Raw genomic sequence first — 17210 nt, 5'->3', positions numbered from 1 at the left:
CGGGGCATGCCGGTCCTGCGTCGCGCCTCGGGAGACGCCGGGTTGGCGCGGAGTCGTGTGTTCCTGCGCGGTTCCGCGCGGAAACCTCGCCTATCGTGAGGTCCAGCACCTCAGCCCTCGCGGGAAAGACCAGTTTGACCCGAAGAACCGGCCGCGTAAGGAGATCACGATGATCGACCGAGAACGAGACGCCGAGAGCAAGACCTCGATGCCAGGGAAACCTTCGCCGAAGAAGATCCTGAAAGAAGTGACCCACCCCGCGCTGATCCCCGGGATCGGTGTGGAAGACACACCCCGTGTGTTCAACACGAACTGGATCGTGTTCGGCGTCGCCGGTGTGCTCGTGCTGGCGGTCGTGATCTGGGGCTTCCTCGCCCCGGAGAGCATCAGCGCGGCGGGTGCCGCATCGCTCGGATGGGTGACGGACAACTTCGGGTGGCTGTTCTCCCTGCTGGCCGTGGTGACGATCGCCTTCATGTTCGTGGTCGGCTACGGCCGCACCGGCGGCGTCCGGCTGGGCGCCGACGACGAGTCACCGGAGTTCTCGACCGTGTCATGGATCGCGATGCTGTTCTCCGCAGGCATGGGGATCGGCCTCCTGTTCTGGGGGCCGGCAGAGCCGCTGACCTACTTCATGGATCCTCCGCCGGGCTTCACGGCTGCCGAGGGGAGCCGCGACGCGATGCTCGACGCGCTCGCGCAGTCGATCCTCCACTGGGGTCCGATGGCGTGGGCGTTCTACGCGCTCGTCGGTGGGGCGATCGCCTACGCGGCGTACCGAAGAGGCCGCGCTCCACTGATCTCGGCGATCTTCCGGCCGATCTTCGGCGAGCGCACCGATGGCTGGATCGGCGCCGTGATCGACGTCTTCGCGATCATCGTGACGCTCTTCGGTACCGGCGTCACGCTCGGCATGGGAGCCCTTCAGATCGCCAGTGGTGTGGAGGTCGTCACGGGCATCGGGCCGCTCGGTAACGCGGGCCTCATCGTCATCATCACGGTCCTCACGGCCGCTTTCGTCGTCTCCGCGGTCTCCGGCATCAAGCGCGGCATCCGGGCGCTGTCGAACATCAACATGGTGATCGCCGCCGTGATCGGTCTGTTCATCTTCATCGCCGGTCCCACCCTGTTCCTGTTGAACATGATCCCCGCCAGCGTCTCCGCGTTCTTCGGGGAGCTGTGGATCATGCTCACACGCAACCCCGCCCAGAGCGAGGACGCCGCCGCGTTCATGTCGAGTTGGACGAACTACTACTGGGCCTGGTGGATCTCCTGGACGCCGTTCGTGGGAATGTTCATCGCGAAGATCTCCCGCGGTCGGACGCTTCGGGAGTTCGTCACCGTCGTGATCGTCGTGCCGTCGATCGTCTGCGTCGTCTGGTTCGGGATCATGGGCGGGACCACGATGCTGTTCGAGTCCGAGGGGCGTGGCATCGCGGAGGCGGGGTCGCCGGAAGCGATCCTCTTCGCGGTTCTCGGCGAGCTGCCGTTCGGCGTGGTGCTCTCCGTGCTCGCGATGATCTCGATCATCCTGTTCTTCGTGACCTCGGCGGATTCCGCGGCGATCGTGATGGGCTCGATGAGCCAGCGCGGCAAACCGGAGCCGTCGACCTGGGTGACGATCACGTGGGGGCTTCTGCTCGGCGCGGCAGCACTCGCGCTCCTCCTCGCCGGCGGTCAGACCGCTCTGTCCGGTCTCCAATCGATCATGGTGGTGTCGGCGCTGCCGTTCGCGATCATCGTGATCGGCATCATGATCGCGTGGGCGAAGGAGCTGCGAACGGACCCCTACATGCTGCGTCATCGATATGCGCGTGCGGCGATCGCACAGGGAGTGCGTCGCGGGATCGCGGAGCACGGCGACGACTTCGTGTTCGGCGCGACCGAGGTCGCCGCCGACGAAGGTGCGGGCGCGGGGATCGACACGGATGATCCTGCCCTGACGGAGTGGTACGAAACCGCCACCGGGCAGATCCCCGTCGTCTCGGCCGAAGACGTCACCCGGACGCTCGAGCCCGGTCGTATCCAGCCGCGGGGGCCGGGCAACCCCGCCCACACCGCCTCCGGAGACGCCTCCCTGACCGTCGGCGAGAACCGGCGGGAGACTCGACTCCGCGCGCGCCAGAAGCCGGAGGAGACGACGGGGGACGAGGAGGGGCGCGACTGACCGCGCGTCGCTCCTCTGCCTTACGCGCTCGCGGCCTTACGCGCTCGCGCGGAGGCGTTCCTCGGCGAGGCGGGGCACGGCGTACTCCCTGGCCGCGCGGCGAGCGGTCGCGACGGCTCCCCGTGACACGACCTCGGCACCGAGCGTCGAGGCGAGGATCTCCGGCGCCGGCAGGTGCAGCTCCTCGGGGAGGATGCGCCGGGCGGCGGTCAGCACAGGCTCGATGCTCTCGGCGACTGCTCCGCACACGATGACGCGCGCCGGGTCGTACATGCTGCCGAGCACGCCGACGATACGAGCGACGGTGGCCCCGACGCGAGAGGTGACCAGCTCGGCATCCGGGTCACCCGACGCTGCGAGGGTGAGCACGAGGCGGGGATCGATGCGGTCTGCTGCGACGAGGCGTCCGACCGCGCTGTCCGCCGCGATCTCGCCCTCATCCACCGCCGCCCGCACCTGATCCTCCACCGCGTAGCGGAGTCCGAACGCCGATCCGACGCCCACGATGTGGTCGAACACGACGCCCTCACCGACGCCGCCGTGCGCGCCGTGCAGCACGTGGCCGTCGACCACCACGCCGCCGCCGAATCTCTCGCTCGCGAGCAGAGCGACGTAGTCGCGGCATCCGATCGCCGCTCCCTCCGTCCCCTCGGCGATCGCGGCGAGCTGTGCGTCGTTCTTGATCTGCACGACGGGAGCCCAGTCGCGCAGGGCCTCGGCGAGGCCGGGGTTGGTGCGCTCCCAGAAGCCGTCGGGGTGCGGAGGGGAGACGCCATCGCGGTTCACGGGTGCCGCGACGCCGACGCACAGCGCCAGCACCCGGTCGGGCGTCACCTCGGCTTCGGTGAGTGCGTCGCCGAGGCGCTCGAGGATCGTCGCGCGCCGTTCGTCGGCCGACTGCGAGGGCGTGAACTCCAGGCGGTGGTGCACGAGCATGCGGTCGAGAGGGTCGGCCACGGTGACGGCGAGGTGGGTGTCCCCCGCATCCACGCCGATCACCACCCCGAGGTCGGGAGCCAAGACGAAGCGCCGCGAGGGTCTGCCGGAGCGGTACGCGCCGACCGCGCGGGCGTTCGGAAGCTCGCACAGCACGGCGGCCCCGACGAGGGTGTCGATCGCGTCGATGGCCGTCGAGCGGGTCAGGGAGGTGCCCGCCATCGCCTCGGTCGCGGTGAACTCGCCGGCCGTCCAGGCGAAGTCGAGGACCGCCCCCACGCTCGCGCGGCCGGTGCCCAGGTCTGCGGAGACTTCTGTCACGACACTTGACCTCCCTGTCTTCCCAATGAGAGAGTACCGTTCGACAGAGTAAATTCGCTCACTAGATTTAGTCTGTGGATTTATATATCGGAAGGACGACGGTGTCTGAGAGACGAACACGAGCGGCCCGAGCGATGGCCGCAGCCCTGGGGGTCACCCTGGTCGGCACGGCGCTCGCCGGATGCGCCCCGGGCTCAGGAGCGGAGACCATCCGCTTCACCTTCAGCAAGCGCGAGGCGATCGAATTCATGACCGCCCTCGTCGCCGAGTACAACGCGTCGCAGAGCGACGTGCGGGTCGAGATCGACACCTCGGGCGTCGATGTCGTCTCGGCGAGCTTCGTGCGGGGCAATCCGCCCGACATCATGCTCGCCAACTACAACTACGAGATCGCCCGGTTCGTGCAGCGCTGCGCCCTCACCGATCTGTCCGAGACAGACGCGGCCGCGGACATCCGCGACGACCTGCAGCCGCTCATGGATCAGTACGGCTCCTGCGAGGGGCGGACGAGTGCGCTGCCGTATTCGGTGATGGCCGCATCGGTCATCTACAACAAGGAGATCTTCCAGGCGCAGGGTCTCGAGGTTCCGCAGACCTGGGACGAGCTGCTCGCCGTGTGCGACCAGCTGAAGGCCGCCGGCGTAGACCCGTTCTACGGCACGTTCAAGGACGACTGGACCGTGGGGCAGGGCTGGTACGACTACACCGCGGGTGGCTCGGTCGACGTGATCGAGTTCTTCGACGCCCTCGCGGACGAGGGGGCGGAGGTGGGGCCCGACTCCGAGGTCTCGTTCTCGAAGGACTTCGCCGAGCCGATGGACAAGATGATGCAGCTCGCGAACGACTACACGAACGCGGATGCGCCGAGCCGCGGCTACGGTGACGGCAACCTGGCCTTCGCCAAGGGGGAGGCCGCGATGTACCTGCAGGGGCCGTGGGCGTTCAGTGAGATCGCGAAGACCGCGCCCGATCTGCAGCTGGGCACTTTCCCGCTGCCGATGACCGATGATCCGGACGACCTCGGCGTGCGTGTGAACATGGACCTCGCCGCGATGATCCCGGAGGGCTCCCGTCACAAGGAGGCCGCCCGGGACTTCCTCGAGTTCCTCTACGAGCCCCAGAACATCGAGGAGTACAACGCCTCGCAGCTGGGCTTCACCCCGACGAAGGGGGCGCCGGCTCCGGAGGACCCCCGTATCGAGGGGATGATCGAGTACTACGACGAGGGGCAGATCTATCAGGGCCCGTCGGTGCTCGTTCCCAAGACCCTCCCGATCTTCAACTACGCGCAGGCGATGGTGCTCGGGGCCTCGCCGACCTCCATCCTGCGCACGATGGACGCGGACTGGGCCCGTATCGCCTTCCGTGCGCCGATCCCCTCGACCCAGGACAACGCCGCCGGTGAGGAGGGCGCATCATGAGCACCACGACGACCCCCTCGGCGTCGGACAGCACGACCGTCATCGTGACGGGCGGCGACCGGAAGCTCCGGCGGCACACGCGTCGCGTCGAGCCGATCTACTACCTGTTCCTGCTGCCCACGCTGGTGCTCTTCACACTCGCGATCACGCTGCCGGGCGTCATCGGCATCTTCTTCAGCTTCACCGACTCGATCGGCATCGGGGAGTGGAGCTTCAACGGGCTGACGAACTACATCGCCCTGTTCAGTGATCCGTCGATCCTGCAGAGCTACCTGTTCACGTTCGGGTTCTCGATCGCCACGGTCGTCGTCGTGAACGTGGTCGCGTTCCTGCTGGCCGTCGGGCTCACCTCGCGCATCCGGTTCAAGACGGGCTTGCGGACGATCTTCGTCATCCCGATGGTGATCTCGGGCATCATCATCGCCTACGTCTTCAACTTCCTGTTCTCGAACTCGATTCCTGCGGCGGGAGCGGCGGCCGGCATCCCGTGGCTCGAGACGAGCCTGCTCGCCAATCCGGACCTCGCCTGGATCGCCATCGTGATCGTCACCGCCTGGCAGGCCGTGCCCGGGACGCTGCTGATCTACATCGCCGGGCTCCTGTCCGTCCCCGGCGAGGTGTACGAGGCGGCGAGCATCGACGGCGCCAGCAAGGCGCAGCAGCTCACCCGCATCACGCTCCCGCTGGTCGCGGGCTACGTCGTGATCAACGTCATCCTCGGGTTCAAGGGCTTCCTGAACGCCTACGACATCATCGTCGGCCTCACCAACGGAGGTCCGGGCACGTCCACCCGCAGCGTCGCGATGACGATCATCGCGGGCTTCAACGGCGGCGACTACGCCTACCAGATGGCCAACGCGACCATCTTCTTCATCGTCGCCGTGCTCATCTCCCTCCTCCAGCTGTCGCTGACGCGCGGAAGGAACGCACTCTGATGTCGACGCAGACACTCACCACCATCCCCACCTCGGGCAAGAAGCCACGCGTGCGCATGGAGCGCGTGAACTGGTCCGGCACGGTCATCCTGATCCTGTGCGCGGTCACCGTCCTCCTGCCCCTGTACGTGACCATCTCGATGGCGCTCAAGACCACCGGGCAGGCGGTCGACGGCAACGCCTTCTCGCTCCCGGCCCCGTTCAGCTTCGACGGCTTCGTCGAGGCGTGGACGCTGACGAAGTTCCCCGTCGGCGCGGGAATCTCCCTGCTGGTCACCGCCGGTACGGTGACCGCGACGATCGTGCTGGCCGCGTTCGCGTCCTACGCGATCGTGCGCAATTGGGACCGTCGGTTGTTCCGCTACTCGTTCTTCTACCTGCTCGCGGCGATGTTCATCCCGTTCCCCGTCGTGGCGCTGCCGCAGATCCAGCTCACCGGACGCGTCGGACTCGACAACCCGTTCGGGGTGATCATCCTCGCGACCATGTTCCAGCTGAGCTTCAGCGTGCTGCTGTTCACCGCTTTCCTGCGGTCGATCCCGATCGAGCTCGAGGAGAGCGCCCGCATCGACGGCGCCACGACCTGGCAGACGTTCTGGAAGCTGATCTTCCCGCTGCTCGCGCCGATGAGCGCGACCGTCGGCATCTTCGCCTTCCTCTACGCCTGGAACGACTTCATGATGCCGTCGCTCATCATCGCCGACCCGGCGCTGCAGACACTGCCCGTGCGGCAGAACCTGTTCCAGAACCAGTTCAGCAACAACTACAACGTCGCCTTCGCCTCGTACCTGATGGCGATGGCACCCGCGATCGTGGCCTACCTGTTCACCCAGAGATGGGTCATGGAGGGCGTCACGCAGGGTGCCGTCAAGGGCTGACCACCTCATCGAACGACACGAACCACCGGAACCACCGGAAACACAGAAGGAGTCCTCCTCTCATGACCGACGCGCTTCTCGCCGAGACCCGCACCGCCGAAGATGCCGCCTGGTGGCGTCAGGCCGCCGTCTACCAGATCTATCCGCGCAGCTTCGCGGACGCGAACGGCGACGGTATCGGCGACATCCCGGGCATCGTCTCCCGGGCCGATTATCTCCGCGACCTCGGCATCGATGCGGTCTGGCTCAGCCCGTTCTACCCCTCGGCGCTCGCCGACGGCGGGTACGACGTCGCCGACTACCGCGACGTCGATCCGAGGCTCGGCACACTCGCCGACTTCGACGACATGGTCGAGGCGCTGCACTCCCGCGGCATCCGCGTGATCGTCGACATCGTCCCGAACCACTCGTCCGACCAGCATGAGTGGTTCCAGGAGGCGCTCGCCGCCGGTCGGGGCTCGGCCGCGCGCGAGCGCTACATCTTCCGTGAGGGCAGCGGCCCCGAGGGATCCGAGCCACCGACCGACTGGGACTCGGTGTTCGGTGGCAGCGCGTGGGAGCGCGTGGCGGATGGGCAGTGGTACCTGCACAACTTCGCCGTCGAGCAGCCCGACCTGAACTGGGATCACCCCGACGTGCGCGCCGACTTCCTGAAGACGCTGCGCTTCTGGTCGGACCGCGGCGTCGACGGGTTCCGCATCGACGTCGCCCACATGCTCACGAAGGACCTCAGTGAGCCGCTGCCCTCACGCGCCGAACTCGACGCGATGGACCGCACCTCGGGCACGCATCCGATGATCGACCGCGACGACGTGCACGAGATCTACGCCGAGTGGCGTGCGGTCTTCAACGAGTACGACCCGCCCCGCACCGCCGTCGCCGAGGCCTGGGTCGAGACCCCGGAACGCCGTGCGAAGTACGCCTCGGCCGAGGGGCTCGGGCAGGCGTTCAACTTCGACCTGCTGGTCGCCGACTTCGACGCCGCGCAGTTCCGGAGCATCATCGCCGACAACCTGCAGCAGGCGGGGGCCACCGGATCGTCGACCACCTGGGTGCTGTCGAACCACGACGTCACGCGTCACGCCACCCGCTACGGACTTCCGGCGCTGAACGGCCGTCCGGTCAAGCAGGGCACCGAGTGGGTGGAGGCCGGCGGTCCGGCTGAGGCGCTGGACCGTGAGGGTGGACTCCGCCGGGCGCACGCCGCGACCCTTCTCCTGCTCGGCCTCCCCGGCAGCACGTACCTCTACCAGGGGGAGGAGCTCGGACTCCACGAGGTCGCGCAGATCACGCCCGAGCAGCGTCAGGACCCCGGCTTCTTCCGCGGCGCCGAGTTCGACGGACTGGGCCGTGACGGATGCCGCGTGCCGCTGCCGTGGACGGCGGAGGGTTCCTCGCACGGCTTCGGTGCCGCGGGCTCGCACCTTCCGCAGCCGGAGTGGTTCGCGGAGTACGCGGTCGACGTGGAAGCGGCGGATCCGTCGTCGACACTGTCGCTGTACCGGGAGGCCCTGCGCCTGCGGCATCTGCTGCAGACCGACGAGGCCCTGGAGTGGATCGAGACCGGGCGCGACGACGTGCTGCACTTCGCCCGGCCGAACGGATGGCAGGTGGTGTCGAACTTCGGCACGGCCCCGTTCGACCTTGGTGCGGACGCCGCCGACGTGGTCCTCTCGAGTGCCCCCCTCGACGGTTTCGTGCTTCCCGGCGAGGCCACAGCCTGGATCGCTCCGGCGCGCCTGCTCGGCTAGCGACCCCCGCCTGTCGTCGAGACCCCCGTCTGGCGCCGAGACCCCCGTCTGTCGTCGCGCGTCAGCGGGGGTCTCGGCGCGTATGGGGGGCGTGGACGGCAGGAAAAAGGAGAGGCTCGACTCTCAGTTTGATAATGGTTCTCATTAGCGTTTAGAGTGGGAGCATGAAGAAGCCCGTCCTTGTCCTCGCTCTCGCATCCGTTGCCGCCCTCACGCTGGCCGGATGCTCCACCCCCGCCGAGGGGGAGGGCGACGACGGCACCATCACGGTCGTCGCGAGCACGAACGTCTACGGGGACATCGCGTCGCAGATCGGCGGTGACCGCGTCGACGTGCAGTCGATCATCACCTCCGCCTCGCAGGACCCGCATTCCTACGAGGCGAGTGCCCGCGACCGGCTCACGGTGCAGAAGGCCGACCTGGTGATCGAGAACGGCGGGGGATACGACGCCTTCATCGACACGCTGCTGCAGGATGCGAAGGACCCGCACGTCATCACGGCCGTCGAGTACTCGCACGACTTCCCCGGCAATGAGGGCCACGACGACGAAGCGGACCACGACCACGCCGACGAGTCCGCCACCGATGCGCCCGAGGAAGAGGGCCACGACCACGATCATGCCGAGGGTGAAGAGGGTCATGAGGGGCACGACCACATCGAGGGCTTCAACGAGCACGTCTGGTTCGACCCGCACACCATGATCCACGTCGTCGAGGCGATCAGCGAGGAGCTGGCCGAGCTCGACCCCGACGGGGCGAAGGACTTCACGGCCAACGCCGACGACCTCATCGCCGACCTGGAGGGCTTCGAGGCCGACCTCGAGGGCATCAAGGCGGACGCCGCGGGTGTCGAGGTCTTCATCACCGAGCCGCTTCCGGGGTACCTCGCCGCGGCTGCGGGCCTGACCGACGTCACCCCGGGAGGATTCGCGGAGTCCGTGGAAGAGGGCACCGATGTCGCGCCCGCCGTCCTGCTCGAAGCGCTCGATGTGATCGGCAGCGGCACGGTGGGCGCTCTGCTGACCAACGCTCAGACCGGTGGTGCGGAGACCGAGCGCGTCGAGGCCGCGGCCGAGGAGGCCGGCATCCCCGTCGTCGCCTTCACGGAGCTGCTCGAGGACGGATCGTCGTACTCTGAGTGGATGAGTGACGCGATCCAGAGCCTCGCCGCCGCCGTCGAGTCGTGAGCGGCGGCGCCGCACCGCGCGACAATCCGGTCCTCGAGATCTCCGACGCCTCACTGCATCGCGGCGATCGGGAGCTCTGGTCGGGACTCGACCTCACCGTCGAGCCGGGAGAGTTCATCGCCGTGCTCGGCCCCTCCGGGTCGGGCAAGACCACTCTCCTGCGCAGCATCCTGGGGCTTCAGCCGCTGTCGTCCGGCGTGATCAAGGTCGCCGGAGAGCCCGTGCACCGCGGCAACCCCCGCATCGGCTACATCCCGCAGCAGCGCTCGCTGGCTCCGGACACGAGCATGCGGGCACGTGATCTCGTCGCCCTCGGAGTGCAGGGGAGCCGCTTCGGCTTCCCGATCCCGCACCGCGGCGACCGCGCGAAGGTCGACCGTCTACTCGAGGCGGTCGGCGCGTCGGAGTTCGCCGAACGACGGGTCGGGCTGCTGTCGGGCGGAGAGCAGCAGCGGCTTCGGGTCGGACAGGCCCTCGCCGACGAGCCCGCCCTGCTGCTGTGCGATGAGCCGCTGTCGAACCTCGACCTCGCCAACCAGGTCGCCGTGACCGACATCATCGACCGTCAGAGGCGCGAGCGCGAGGCGGCGGTGCTGTTCGTCACGCATGACATCAATCCGATCCTCGGCCGGGTCGACCGCATCCTCTACATCGCCGGTGGGCGGTTCCTGCTCGGGACTCCGGACGAAGTGCTGCAGACCCGTGTGCTCACCGACCTCTACGGCACCCCGGTGTTCGTGCTCCGTGCGGGCGACCGGTTGGTCGTCGTCGGCGTTCCGGATGCCGAACCGCACCACGACCACGGCGATCACGAGCACGGAGGAGTCGCATGAACGTCGCATCGGTCATGGTGCCGCTCGTCGACTGGAGCGACGTGTTCTCCTTCCAGGACTACGGCGAGCTCGTGGCCCTGCTCGCGAACTCGATCATCGCGGGCGCCGTCCTCGGCGTCGTCGGCGGTCTGATCGGCGTGTTCGTGATGCAGCGCGACCTGGCCTTCGCCGTGCACGGCGTGAGCGAGCTGTCGTTCGCGGGAGCCGCAGCGGCCCTGCTCTTCGGCGGCAGCGTCGTGGCCGGATCCCTCGCGGGCGCGCTCGCCGCCGCGATCCTCATCGGCATCCTGGGGGCCAAGGCCAGGGACCGAAACTCGATCGTCGGTGTGCTGATGCCGTTCGGCCTGGGCCTCGGCATCCTCTTCCTCTCGCTCTACGACGGTCGCAGCGCCAACCGCTTCAGCCTGCTCACGGGGCAGATCGTGTCGGTCTCCACGCCGGACCTCGGGTGGCTCATCGGGATCAGCCTGGTCGTGCTGATCGGACTCCTGGTGATGTGGAACCCTCTCCGCTTCGATTCCCTGGACCCGGAATCCGCTGCCGCCCGTGGTGTGCCGACCCGCGCCGTGAGCCTCTTGTTCATGGTGCTGCTCGGCCTGATCGTCGCGGTGAGCGTGCACATCATCGGGGCGCTGCTCGTGATGGCACTGCTGGTGACCCCGGCGGCGGCGGCCATGCGTGTGACCGCCGGTCCGATCGCCGTGCCGTTGCTCGCGGCGCTCTTCGGGTTCGTCTCGGCGGTCGGCGGCATCCTGCTGGCCCTCGCCGGCACGCTGCCCGTGAGCCCGTACATCACGACGCTGTCGTTCACGATCTACGTCGTGTGCTGGATCGTGCAGCGGGCGCGGGCCAGGGTCCGGCGGGTGCGGGTCTGAGACCGTGCTTCCGAATCGCGCAAATTGTCGGGAGTCAGCCCGAGATGCGACCATTCACGCGATTCGAAAGGGTCCTGGCCGCTCCCAGCCCTCGCCAACCGCGTCGGCCTAGACTCGACGTATGGCTCAGCGGAACACCTGGCAGCGCGAACGCGTGCGCGAAGCACTCGCCGACGCTCGCGGATTCGTGAGTGCACAGAGCCTGCATGCCTCCCTGCGCGACGACAACACCGGCATCGGCCTGGCGACCGTGTACCGCGCTCTCGCGGGACTCGCCGCCTCCGGTGACGCCGACTCCCTGCAGAGCCCCGAGGGTGAGGCGCTGTATCGCGCCTGCACGACCCAAGGACACCACCACCACCTGATCTGCCGATCGTGCGGCCTGACCGTGGAGATCGAGGCCAAGGACGTCGAGCAGTGGGCGCATCGCACCGCCGCCCTGCACGGCTTCACGGATGCCGCTCACGTGGTGGACATCTTCGGACTGTGCACCCCGTGCGCGAACAAGCGCGACGCCGAACGGACTGCGAACGCGTGAGCCCCTCGGCAGCGACGGCGACCCGTCACGGTCACTCCCATCGCCCGGCGCCCACTGCGCGCTCGGCATGGATCGGCGTCGGCCTCGGTGCCGTCATCATCGCGGCGCTGTTCCTGGTCGATGCGTTCCTGCCGACGCTGTTCCCGGCGTCGCTGCCCACCCGTGCGCAGGACGGCCTCACCCTCGCCCTGAGCGTGCTGATCGAGGCGCTCCCGTTCGTGATCCTCGGCGTGCTGCTGTCGATCGTGGTGCAGGTCTGGTTGCCCGCCGATGTCATCCACCGCTGGCTGCCAAAGCGCGCGTGGGCGCGGCGGGCCGTGCTGTCGCTGCTGGGGATGCTCATCCCGGTGTGCGAGTGCGGCAATGTGCCCTTCGCCCGAGGGCTCATGATGCGCGGTCTCGCCCCGGCCGAGGCGATGACCTTCCTGATCGCGGCGCCGATCGTGAACCCGATCGTGATCCTCACCACGCACGCTGCGTTCGGTTGGGACGGCGGGATCCTCGTCGCGCGCCTCGTCGGCGGATACCTGATCGCGAACCTGATCGGCTGGATCTACAGCCGCCACCCCGACCCCGACGGCATGCTCACGCAGCGCTTCGTCGACACCTGCGACCGGGTGACGCACGAGCCCGGGACGCCGGTGCGCCGCAGCCTGACCCAGTTCCTCATCGAGCTTCGCGCCGTGATGCCCGCGCTGGTCATCGGTTCCGCACTCGCCGGTGCCGTGCAAGTGCTGATTCCCCGGGAGTGGCTGCTCGCGATCGGCTCGAACCCGGTGCTGTCGATCGTGGCCATGATGGCGCTCGCGATGACGGTCGCCATCTGCTCGAACGTCGACGCGTTCTTCGCGCTGTCGTTCGCCTCCACGTTCTCGTCCGGCGCGATCGTCGCGTTCCTCCTGGTCGGACCGCTCGTCGACATCAAGATGCTCGCGCTCATGCGCACCACCTTCACCGGGCGCACCCTCGTGGGGATCGTCGGGATCGTCCTCGCCTCGGCGTTCGCGATCGGGATCGGGGTGAACGTCCTTGTCTGAGCAGACCACCACACGTGCGCGTGCCCTCGCCACCCGCTGGCTCGGGGTCGGCCTCGCTGCGGTGATCGCGGTCGTGACCCTCGGACTCGGCATCACGGACCGCCTCACGCTCTACATCAGCCCCGAAACCGTGTGGTTCGCGTGTGCGGCCGCGGTCGTGACCCTGGCCGGCGCGATCTGGTCGTGCACCCTGCCTCTCGGCGAAGAGGGCGATCACGGTCATGACCACGGACACGGTCACGGCACGGAAGTCTCCGACGACACGGAATCCGGCTCGTCCGCGACCCCGCGCCGCCGTTCCCTTGCGGGTGTCGGCGCGGTCACAGGAGGGGTGATCGCCTCGGGCGTCGTCATCGCGGCCCTGGTGCTGCCCCCGGCGTCGCTCTCGGTCGAGCTCGCGATGTCGCGCGCGGGGGACCAGAGCGCGCTGTTCGCCGGCTCCGACAGCGTCGCGCTCGGCGTCGCTGATACCTCGACCTTCGGCGTCGGCGACTGGGCGAGCGTCTTCGCCGCGTCCACGAACACCTCGGCCTACGACGGTGCGCCCGTGACCCTCACCGGCTTCGTGACCCCGGGATCGGGCGACGGCGTGAACCTGACCCGGCTGGTCATCACGCACTGCGTGATCGATGCGCAGACGGCCGCACTGCCGGTCACCGTCGATCCGAACGACTACCCGACCGGACAGTGGGTCGAGGTCACCGGCACCGTGCGCGCGGACAGCGACGGCAAGCTCCACATCGAACCGACCGACGTCGTCGCGATCGACGAGCCCGGGGACCCGTATGAGTACTGACGACGAGCGCCCCGAGACGCCCGCCGTTCCGCGGACCCGCGCCGAGCTGCGCGCCGCCCGTGAAGCCGCAGAGGCGGCGGAGGCCGAGCGGATCGAGCGTGCGGTCACCCCGCCGGATCACGCCGCGCCCCCCGCCGACGAGCCGGAAGCCGCAGAGGACGACGCCGCTGTCCGTGAGGCCGCTCTTCGGGACGCCGCTCTTCGGGAGGCGGCGGTGCGCCGAGCCGGTGAACGGGAGGTCGCGGAGCAGGAGGCGGCCGCACGGAAGATGGCCGCGTTCGAGGCTGCCGCGCGGGAGGATGCCGAAGCGACCGCGCTGCCGGCCGTCCCTGTCGCACCTGAGCCCGTGTTCGTGGGTGCCGCCCCGCAGATCGACGACGAGCCGGCGACTTCCCCTCCCGCCGAGCCCCCGCTGACGGCCGCGTCCGAGGCCCCGGCCCCGAGCGCGCCGCGGAACCCGCGGAGGTTCCTCCTCACACTCGGTGCGGTGCTGGGCGTCCTCGTGCTCGCCGGGACCGGGCTCGGCATCGTCAGTCTCCTGCAGGGCCCGCGGATCAGCGACGTGCAGGTGGACGCGGAACATGCGATCGAGTCCTCCGGGAGCAGGGTCATCCTCACCGCGAACCAGGCGCTCGCCGACATCGATCCCGAGCAGGTCACCGTCGAGCCGGCGACGCCGTTCACGGTCGATGCCTCGGGTCGGGGTGTCGGCGTCCGCTTCACGGTGCCGCTCGACGACTCGACGGAGTACACGATCCGCGTGGCCGACGTGGCCGGTGCGGGTGGCGGTCCGTCGACGACCCTGACCACGTCGTTCACGACGCCGCCGTCCACCATTTTCCTGCTGCGCCGAGACGTCGACGGCAAGGACAAGATCTTCCTCACCGACCTCAAGGGCGACGGGGTGGCGGTGTACGAGCACGAGAAGATCAACGACTTCCGGGCCACCTCGACGCAGCTCGTGGTCGCGGTGGAGGAAGAGGACGGCTCCCACCTGCTCGTGATGGACCGCGACGGGAAGAACCAGCGCGAACTCGACCTGCCCGGTGACGGCTACGTCGGCGCCGTCCAGGTCTCGGAGCGAGGCGGCCTGGTCGGCTACAGCTACTCCGACCGCGAGCTCAGCGACGACGAAGGGCGGGCGAGCGTGCTCGTCACCCAGTCGCTGAGCGGCAAGGACGAGCCGCAGGTGATCGATGTCGCCGGTGCGGAGGCGAGTGTCTTCGTGTGGCAGTTCGTGCCCGACAGCGCCGCCGTGCTGTTCATCGACTTCGACGGTGCACTGTCCCTCGTGGACCGCTCGAGCGACGCGGGCGTGCAGTCCCTCGGTCTCGCCGCCATGATCCAGGGCATCTCCCGCGGCACCTACACCGCCATCGTGGAGCGCCTCGACGGGGCCGTCGTCGAACTGAACCTCGCGGACGGATCGGAGCAGCCGCTCGCAGCATCCGACCCCGATTACGGGACGGCGACCTCCATCACCCCGTTCCCCGGTGGCACGCTCCGGCACGTCGTCGCCCGTGACGATGCGGGACTCCCGATCGGACAGGCCGTCATCCGCGTGGACGACGACGGCAAAGCCACCCCGCTGGTCGAGATCGGGGCGACCGATTCGATCCTGCAGGCGTGCGCCTCCCCGAGTGGTCAGTATGCGGCCGTGGCGATCGCGCCCGACCTCGCGAACAACCCCTACGACGGAATGCTGCTGCCGTTGCCCGAGCAGGTCGAGACGCACCTCATCGACATGGAGAGCGGCAAGGAGATGGTCGCCCTCACCGGCTTCGATGCCTCCTGGTGCCAGACGGCCCCGCGGTTCTGAGATGCCGCAGCAGGATGGTCTGCGTCGAGCGGTCCGTGCGGACCTGAGCGGCTCGGCGGTCGAGGTCGCGCCGCTCCTGCTCGGGGCCGAGCTTCGGACGTTCGCCCCCGCGACGGACGAACGCGGACCTGTCGAGGTGCGACTGCGCATCACCGAGGTCGAGGCCTACCACGGGCAGGGCACCGGCGAGATCGCCGACCCCGGATCCCACGCGCGGATGGGACGCACGCCGCGCAACGCCACCATGTGGGGCGAGCCCGGACATCTCTACGTGTATCTGAGTCACGGCATCCACTCCTGCGTCAACGTGGTGTGCGGGCCGATCGGGCAGGGCGACGGCGTGCTGCTGCGTGCGGGGGAGATCGTGATCGGAGCGGATGCCGCGGCACGGCGCCGAGGTGCGACGCTGCCGCTCAGCCGCATCGCCCGACGGGATCTGGCGCGTGGGCCCGGTCGTCTCGGGCAGGCCGTGGGGTTGCGGCATCCCCTGCATGACGGCATCGACGCCATCACCGGCGAGGAACGGCACGGGGCGAGGGCCGAGTTGTGGCTCGGCGAGCCGCGGGACGATGTGGTGCGCGGCCCCAGGGTCGGCGTCGCGGGCGTCGCCGGGACCGCTGCCTTCCCCTGGCGCTTCTGGATCGATGCCGACCCCACCGTGTCGCCGTTCCGGTGGGGGAGAGGGGCTCAGGCGGAATCTCTCCACACGACCGGCGTCGGCAACATGATCCCCACGCGCGGACGCTGATCTTCGCGCAACTGGGCGAGCACAGCGGCTGCGGCGGCCGCGCCGAGTCCTTCCGCCGGTTGGTCGACGGTCGACAGCGGCGGTGTGGTCCTGGTCGCCCATGAGCTGTTGTCGAAGCCCACGACGCCGACGTCCTCGGGAACACGGCGGCCGGCTTCGCGCAACGCCAGCATCGCTCCGGCGGCGACGGCATCGGAGGCACCGAAGACCCCGTCGATGTCGGGCGCGCGGTCGAGCAGTCGCGTCATCGCCGCGGCCCCGTCGGCGTACGAGTACAGCGGCGCCTCCTCGACGAGGTCCGGGTCGAAGTCGGCACCCAAGGCATCGGTGAATCCCGCGAGGCGATCAGTGCCGGAGTCACGGTCGAGAGCCGCGGCGATCATGCCGACTCGTCTGCGTCCGGTCGCCATCAGGCGTGAGGTCACGGCTTTCGCGGCTCCGCGGTTGTCGACGCCGACCCAGGCTGCATCCACATCCGGGGGGTGGCCCACGTAGGCGACCGGAAGATCCAGACGCATGACGGCATTCGTGATCGGATCCTGCGCGCGGGCTGAGACGATCACGGCGCCGTCCACGAAGCCGCCGTTGAGGTAGCGGGCGACGCGCTCCGTATCGCGCACCGAGTCCACGACGAGGCAGACCATCTGATAGTCCGCTTCGGAGAGGGTCTCGTTGGTGCCGAGCATGATGGCGCCGATGTTCGGATCTTCGAGGAACAGCGCGTGCGGCTCGTGCACGATGAAGGCGATGGCCTGGGTGCGCTGGCGCACCAGGTTCTGCGCCGCGGTGTTGGGAACGTAACCGACCTCGCGGATCGCCTCTTCGATCGCCGACCGAGCGGCGTCGGACACATAGCCGCCGTTGATCACGCGGCTCACGGTTCCCCTCGACACCCCGGCCACCCGTGCCACGTCGTGCACGGTGCTGCGGCGGCGAGCGGAAGTGGTCATGATCGACAGCCTAGCGAC

General features: G+C 68.8%; 15 protein-coding genes. 13 read left to right on the top strand and 2 right to left on the bottom strand.

Annotated features, from left to right (window positions below; genetic code table 11):
• Positions 1-169 precede the first annotated feature (169 nt).
• Complete coding sequence (locus FGL91_RS03860; protein ID WP_153243139.1) at positions 170-2167, top strand: BCCT family transporter; 1998 nt, start codon at positions 170-172, stop codon at positions 2165-2167.
• Positions 2168-2203: 36 nt separating this feature from the next.
• Here FGL91_RS03860 and FGL91_RS03855 read toward each other — a convergent pair whose 3' ends face one another.
• Positions 2204-3424 (bottom strand): ROK family protein, encoded by a 1221-nt coding sequence (locus FGL91_RS03855; RefSeq protein WP_153243138.1) that lies wholly within the window; start codon positions 3422-3424, stop codon positions 2204-2206.
• A 134-nt stretch (positions 3425-3558) separates the two neighbouring features.
• Between FGL91_RS03855 and FGL91_RS03850 the strand changes: the two genes are divergently transcribed.
• From FGL91_RS03850 to FGL91_RS03795, 12 genes are all read left to right on the top strand, one after another.
• Positions 3559-4845, top strand: coding sequence for an ABC transporter substrate-binding protein (locus FGL91_RS03850; RefSeq protein WP_153243137.1), 1287 nt, complete (start codon positions 3559-3561; stop codon positions 4843-4845).
• Positions 4842-5780 (top strand): carbohydrate ABC transporter permease, encoded by a 939-nt coding sequence (locus FGL91_RS03845; protein ID WP_047524204.1) that lies wholly within the window; start codon positions 4842-4844, stop codon positions 5778-5780. The genes FGL91_RS03850 and FGL91_RS03845 overlap by 4 nt, the downstream gene beginning before the upstream one ends.
• Positions 5780-6658 carry a carbohydrate ABC transporter permease gene (locus FGL91_RS03840; RefSeq protein ID WP_131493533.1) on the top strand — a complete coding sequence of 293 codons (879 nt, stop codon included), beginning with the start codon at positions 5780-5782 and terminating at the stop codon, positions 6656-6658. Before FGL91_RS03845 ends, FGL91_RS03840 begins: the two co-directional genes overlap by 1 nt.
• A 62-nt stretch (positions 6659-6720) precedes the next feature.
• Positions 6721-8409 (top strand): glycoside hydrolase family 13 protein, encoded by a 1689-nt coding sequence (locus FGL91_RS03835; RefSeq protein WP_153243136.1) that lies wholly within the window; start codon positions 6721-6723, stop codon positions 8407-8409.
• Positions 8410-8573: 164 nt separating this feature from the next.
• Positions 8574-9596, top strand: a complete 1023-nt coding sequence (locus FGL91_RS03830; protein WP_153243135.1) for a metal ABC transporter solute-binding protein, Zn/Mn family — start codon at positions 8574-8576, stop codon at positions 9594-9596.
• Positions 9593-10429: a metal ABC transporter ATP-binding protein gene (locus FGL91_RS03825; RefSeq protein WP_047524208.1), complete on the top strand. Its 837-nt coding sequence runs from the start codon at positions 9593-9595 to the stop codon at positions 10427-10429. The genes FGL91_RS03830 and FGL91_RS03825 overlap by 4 nt, the downstream gene beginning before the upstream one ends.
• Before the next feature lie 14 nt (positions 10430-10443).
• Positions 10444-11304, top strand: coding sequence for a metal ABC transporter permease (locus FGL91_RS03820; RefSeq protein ID WP_047524250.1), 861 nt, complete (start codon positions 10444-10446; stop codon positions 11302-11304).
• 121 nt (positions 11305-11425) lie between these two features.
• Complete coding sequence (locus FGL91_RS03815) at positions 11426-11842, top strand: Fur family transcriptional regulator (RefSeq protein WP_047524209.1); 417 nt, start codon at positions 11426-11428, stop codon at positions 11840-11842.
• Complete coding sequence (locus FGL91_RS03810; protein ID WP_131493527.1) at positions 11839-12879, top strand: permease; 1041 nt, start codon at positions 11839-11841, stop codon at positions 12877-12879. The genes FGL91_RS03815 and FGL91_RS03810 overlap by 4 nt, the downstream gene beginning before the upstream one ends.
• Positions 12872-13675: a TIGR03943 family putative permease subunit gene (locus tag FGL91_RS03805; RefSeq protein WP_153243134.1), complete on the top strand. Its 804-nt coding sequence runs from the start codon at positions 12872-12874 to the stop codon at positions 13673-13675. Before FGL91_RS03810 ends, FGL91_RS03805 begins: the two co-directional genes overlap by 8 nt.
• Positions 13665-15494: a hypothetical protein gene (locus FGL91_RS03800; RefSeq protein WP_227991852.1), complete on the top strand. Its 1830-nt coding sequence runs from the start codon at positions 13665-13667 to the stop codon at positions 15492-15494. Before FGL91_RS03805 ends, FGL91_RS03800 begins: the two co-directional genes overlap by 11 nt.
• Position 15495: 1 nt before the next feature.
• Positions 15496-16242, top strand: coding sequence for a DNA-3-methyladenine glycosylase (locus FGL91_RS03795; protein WP_153243133.1), 747 nt, complete (start codon positions 15496-15498; stop codon positions 16240-16242).
• Here the strand turns inward: FGL91_RS03795 and FGL91_RS03790 are convergent.
• Positions 16182-17192: a LacI family DNA-binding transcriptional regulator gene (locus tag FGL91_RS03790; protein WP_131493521.1), complete on the bottom strand. Its 1011-nt coding sequence runs from the start codon at positions 17190-17192 to the stop codon at positions 16182-16184. The two genes, FGL91_RS03795 and FGL91_RS03790, sit on opposite strands and share 61 nt — an antisense overlap.
• Between the last annotated feature and the right edge of the window lie 18 nt (positions 17193-17210).

It is taken from the genome of Microbacterium sp. CBA3102, assembly GCF_007954505.1.
GTDB lineage: Bacteria > Actinomycetota > Actinomycetes > Actinomycetales > Microbacteriaceae > Microbacterium > Microbacterium aurugineum.
This window is presented reverse-complemented; position numbering and strand designations above follow the sequence as displayed.

Coding starts and splice junctions, on each gene's coding strand:
- FGL91_RS03860 (WP_153243139.1), top strand. CDS start 170: ATGATCGACCGAGAACGAGACGCCGAGAGCAAGACCTCGATGCCAGGG.
- FGL91_RS03850 (WP_153243137.1), top strand. CDS start 3,559: ATGGCCGCAGCCCTGGGGGTCACCCTGGTCGGCACGGCGCTCGCCGGA.
- FGL91_RS03845 (WP_047524204.1), top strand. CDS start 4,842: ATGAGCACCACGACGACCCCCTCGGCGTCGGACAGCACGACCGTCATC.
- FGL91_RS03840 (WP_131493533.1), top strand. CDS start 5,780: ATGTCGACGCAGACACTCACCACCATCCCCACCTCGGGCAAGAAGCCA.
- FGL91_RS03835 (WP_153243136.1), top strand. CDS start 6,721: ATGACCGACGCGCTTCTCGCCGAGACCCGCACCGCCGAAGATGCCGCC.
- FGL91_RS03830 (WP_153243135.1), top strand. CDS start 8,574: ATGAAGAAGCCCGTCCTTGTCCTCGCTCTCGCATCCGTTGCCGCCCTC.
- FGL91_RS03820 (WP_047524250.1), top strand. CDS start 10,444: ATGGTGCCGCTCGTCGACTGGAGCGACGTGTTCTCCTTCCAGGACTAC.
- FGL91_RS03815 (WP_047524209.1), top strand. CDS start 11,426: ATGGCTCAGCGGAACACCTGGCAGCGCGAACGCGTGCGCGAAGCACTC.
- FGL91_RS03800 (WP_227991852.1), top strand. CDS start 13,665: ATGAGTACTGACGACGAGCGCCCCGAGACGCCCGCCGTTCCGCGGACC.
- FGL91_RS03795 (WP_153243133.1), top strand. CDS start 15,496: ATGCCGCAGCAGGATGGTCTGCGTCGAGCGGTCCGTGCGGACCTGAGC.
- FGL91_RS03790 (WP_131493521.1), bottom strand. CDS start 17,192: ATGACCACTTCCGCTCGCCGCCGCAGCACCGTGCACGACGTGGCACGG.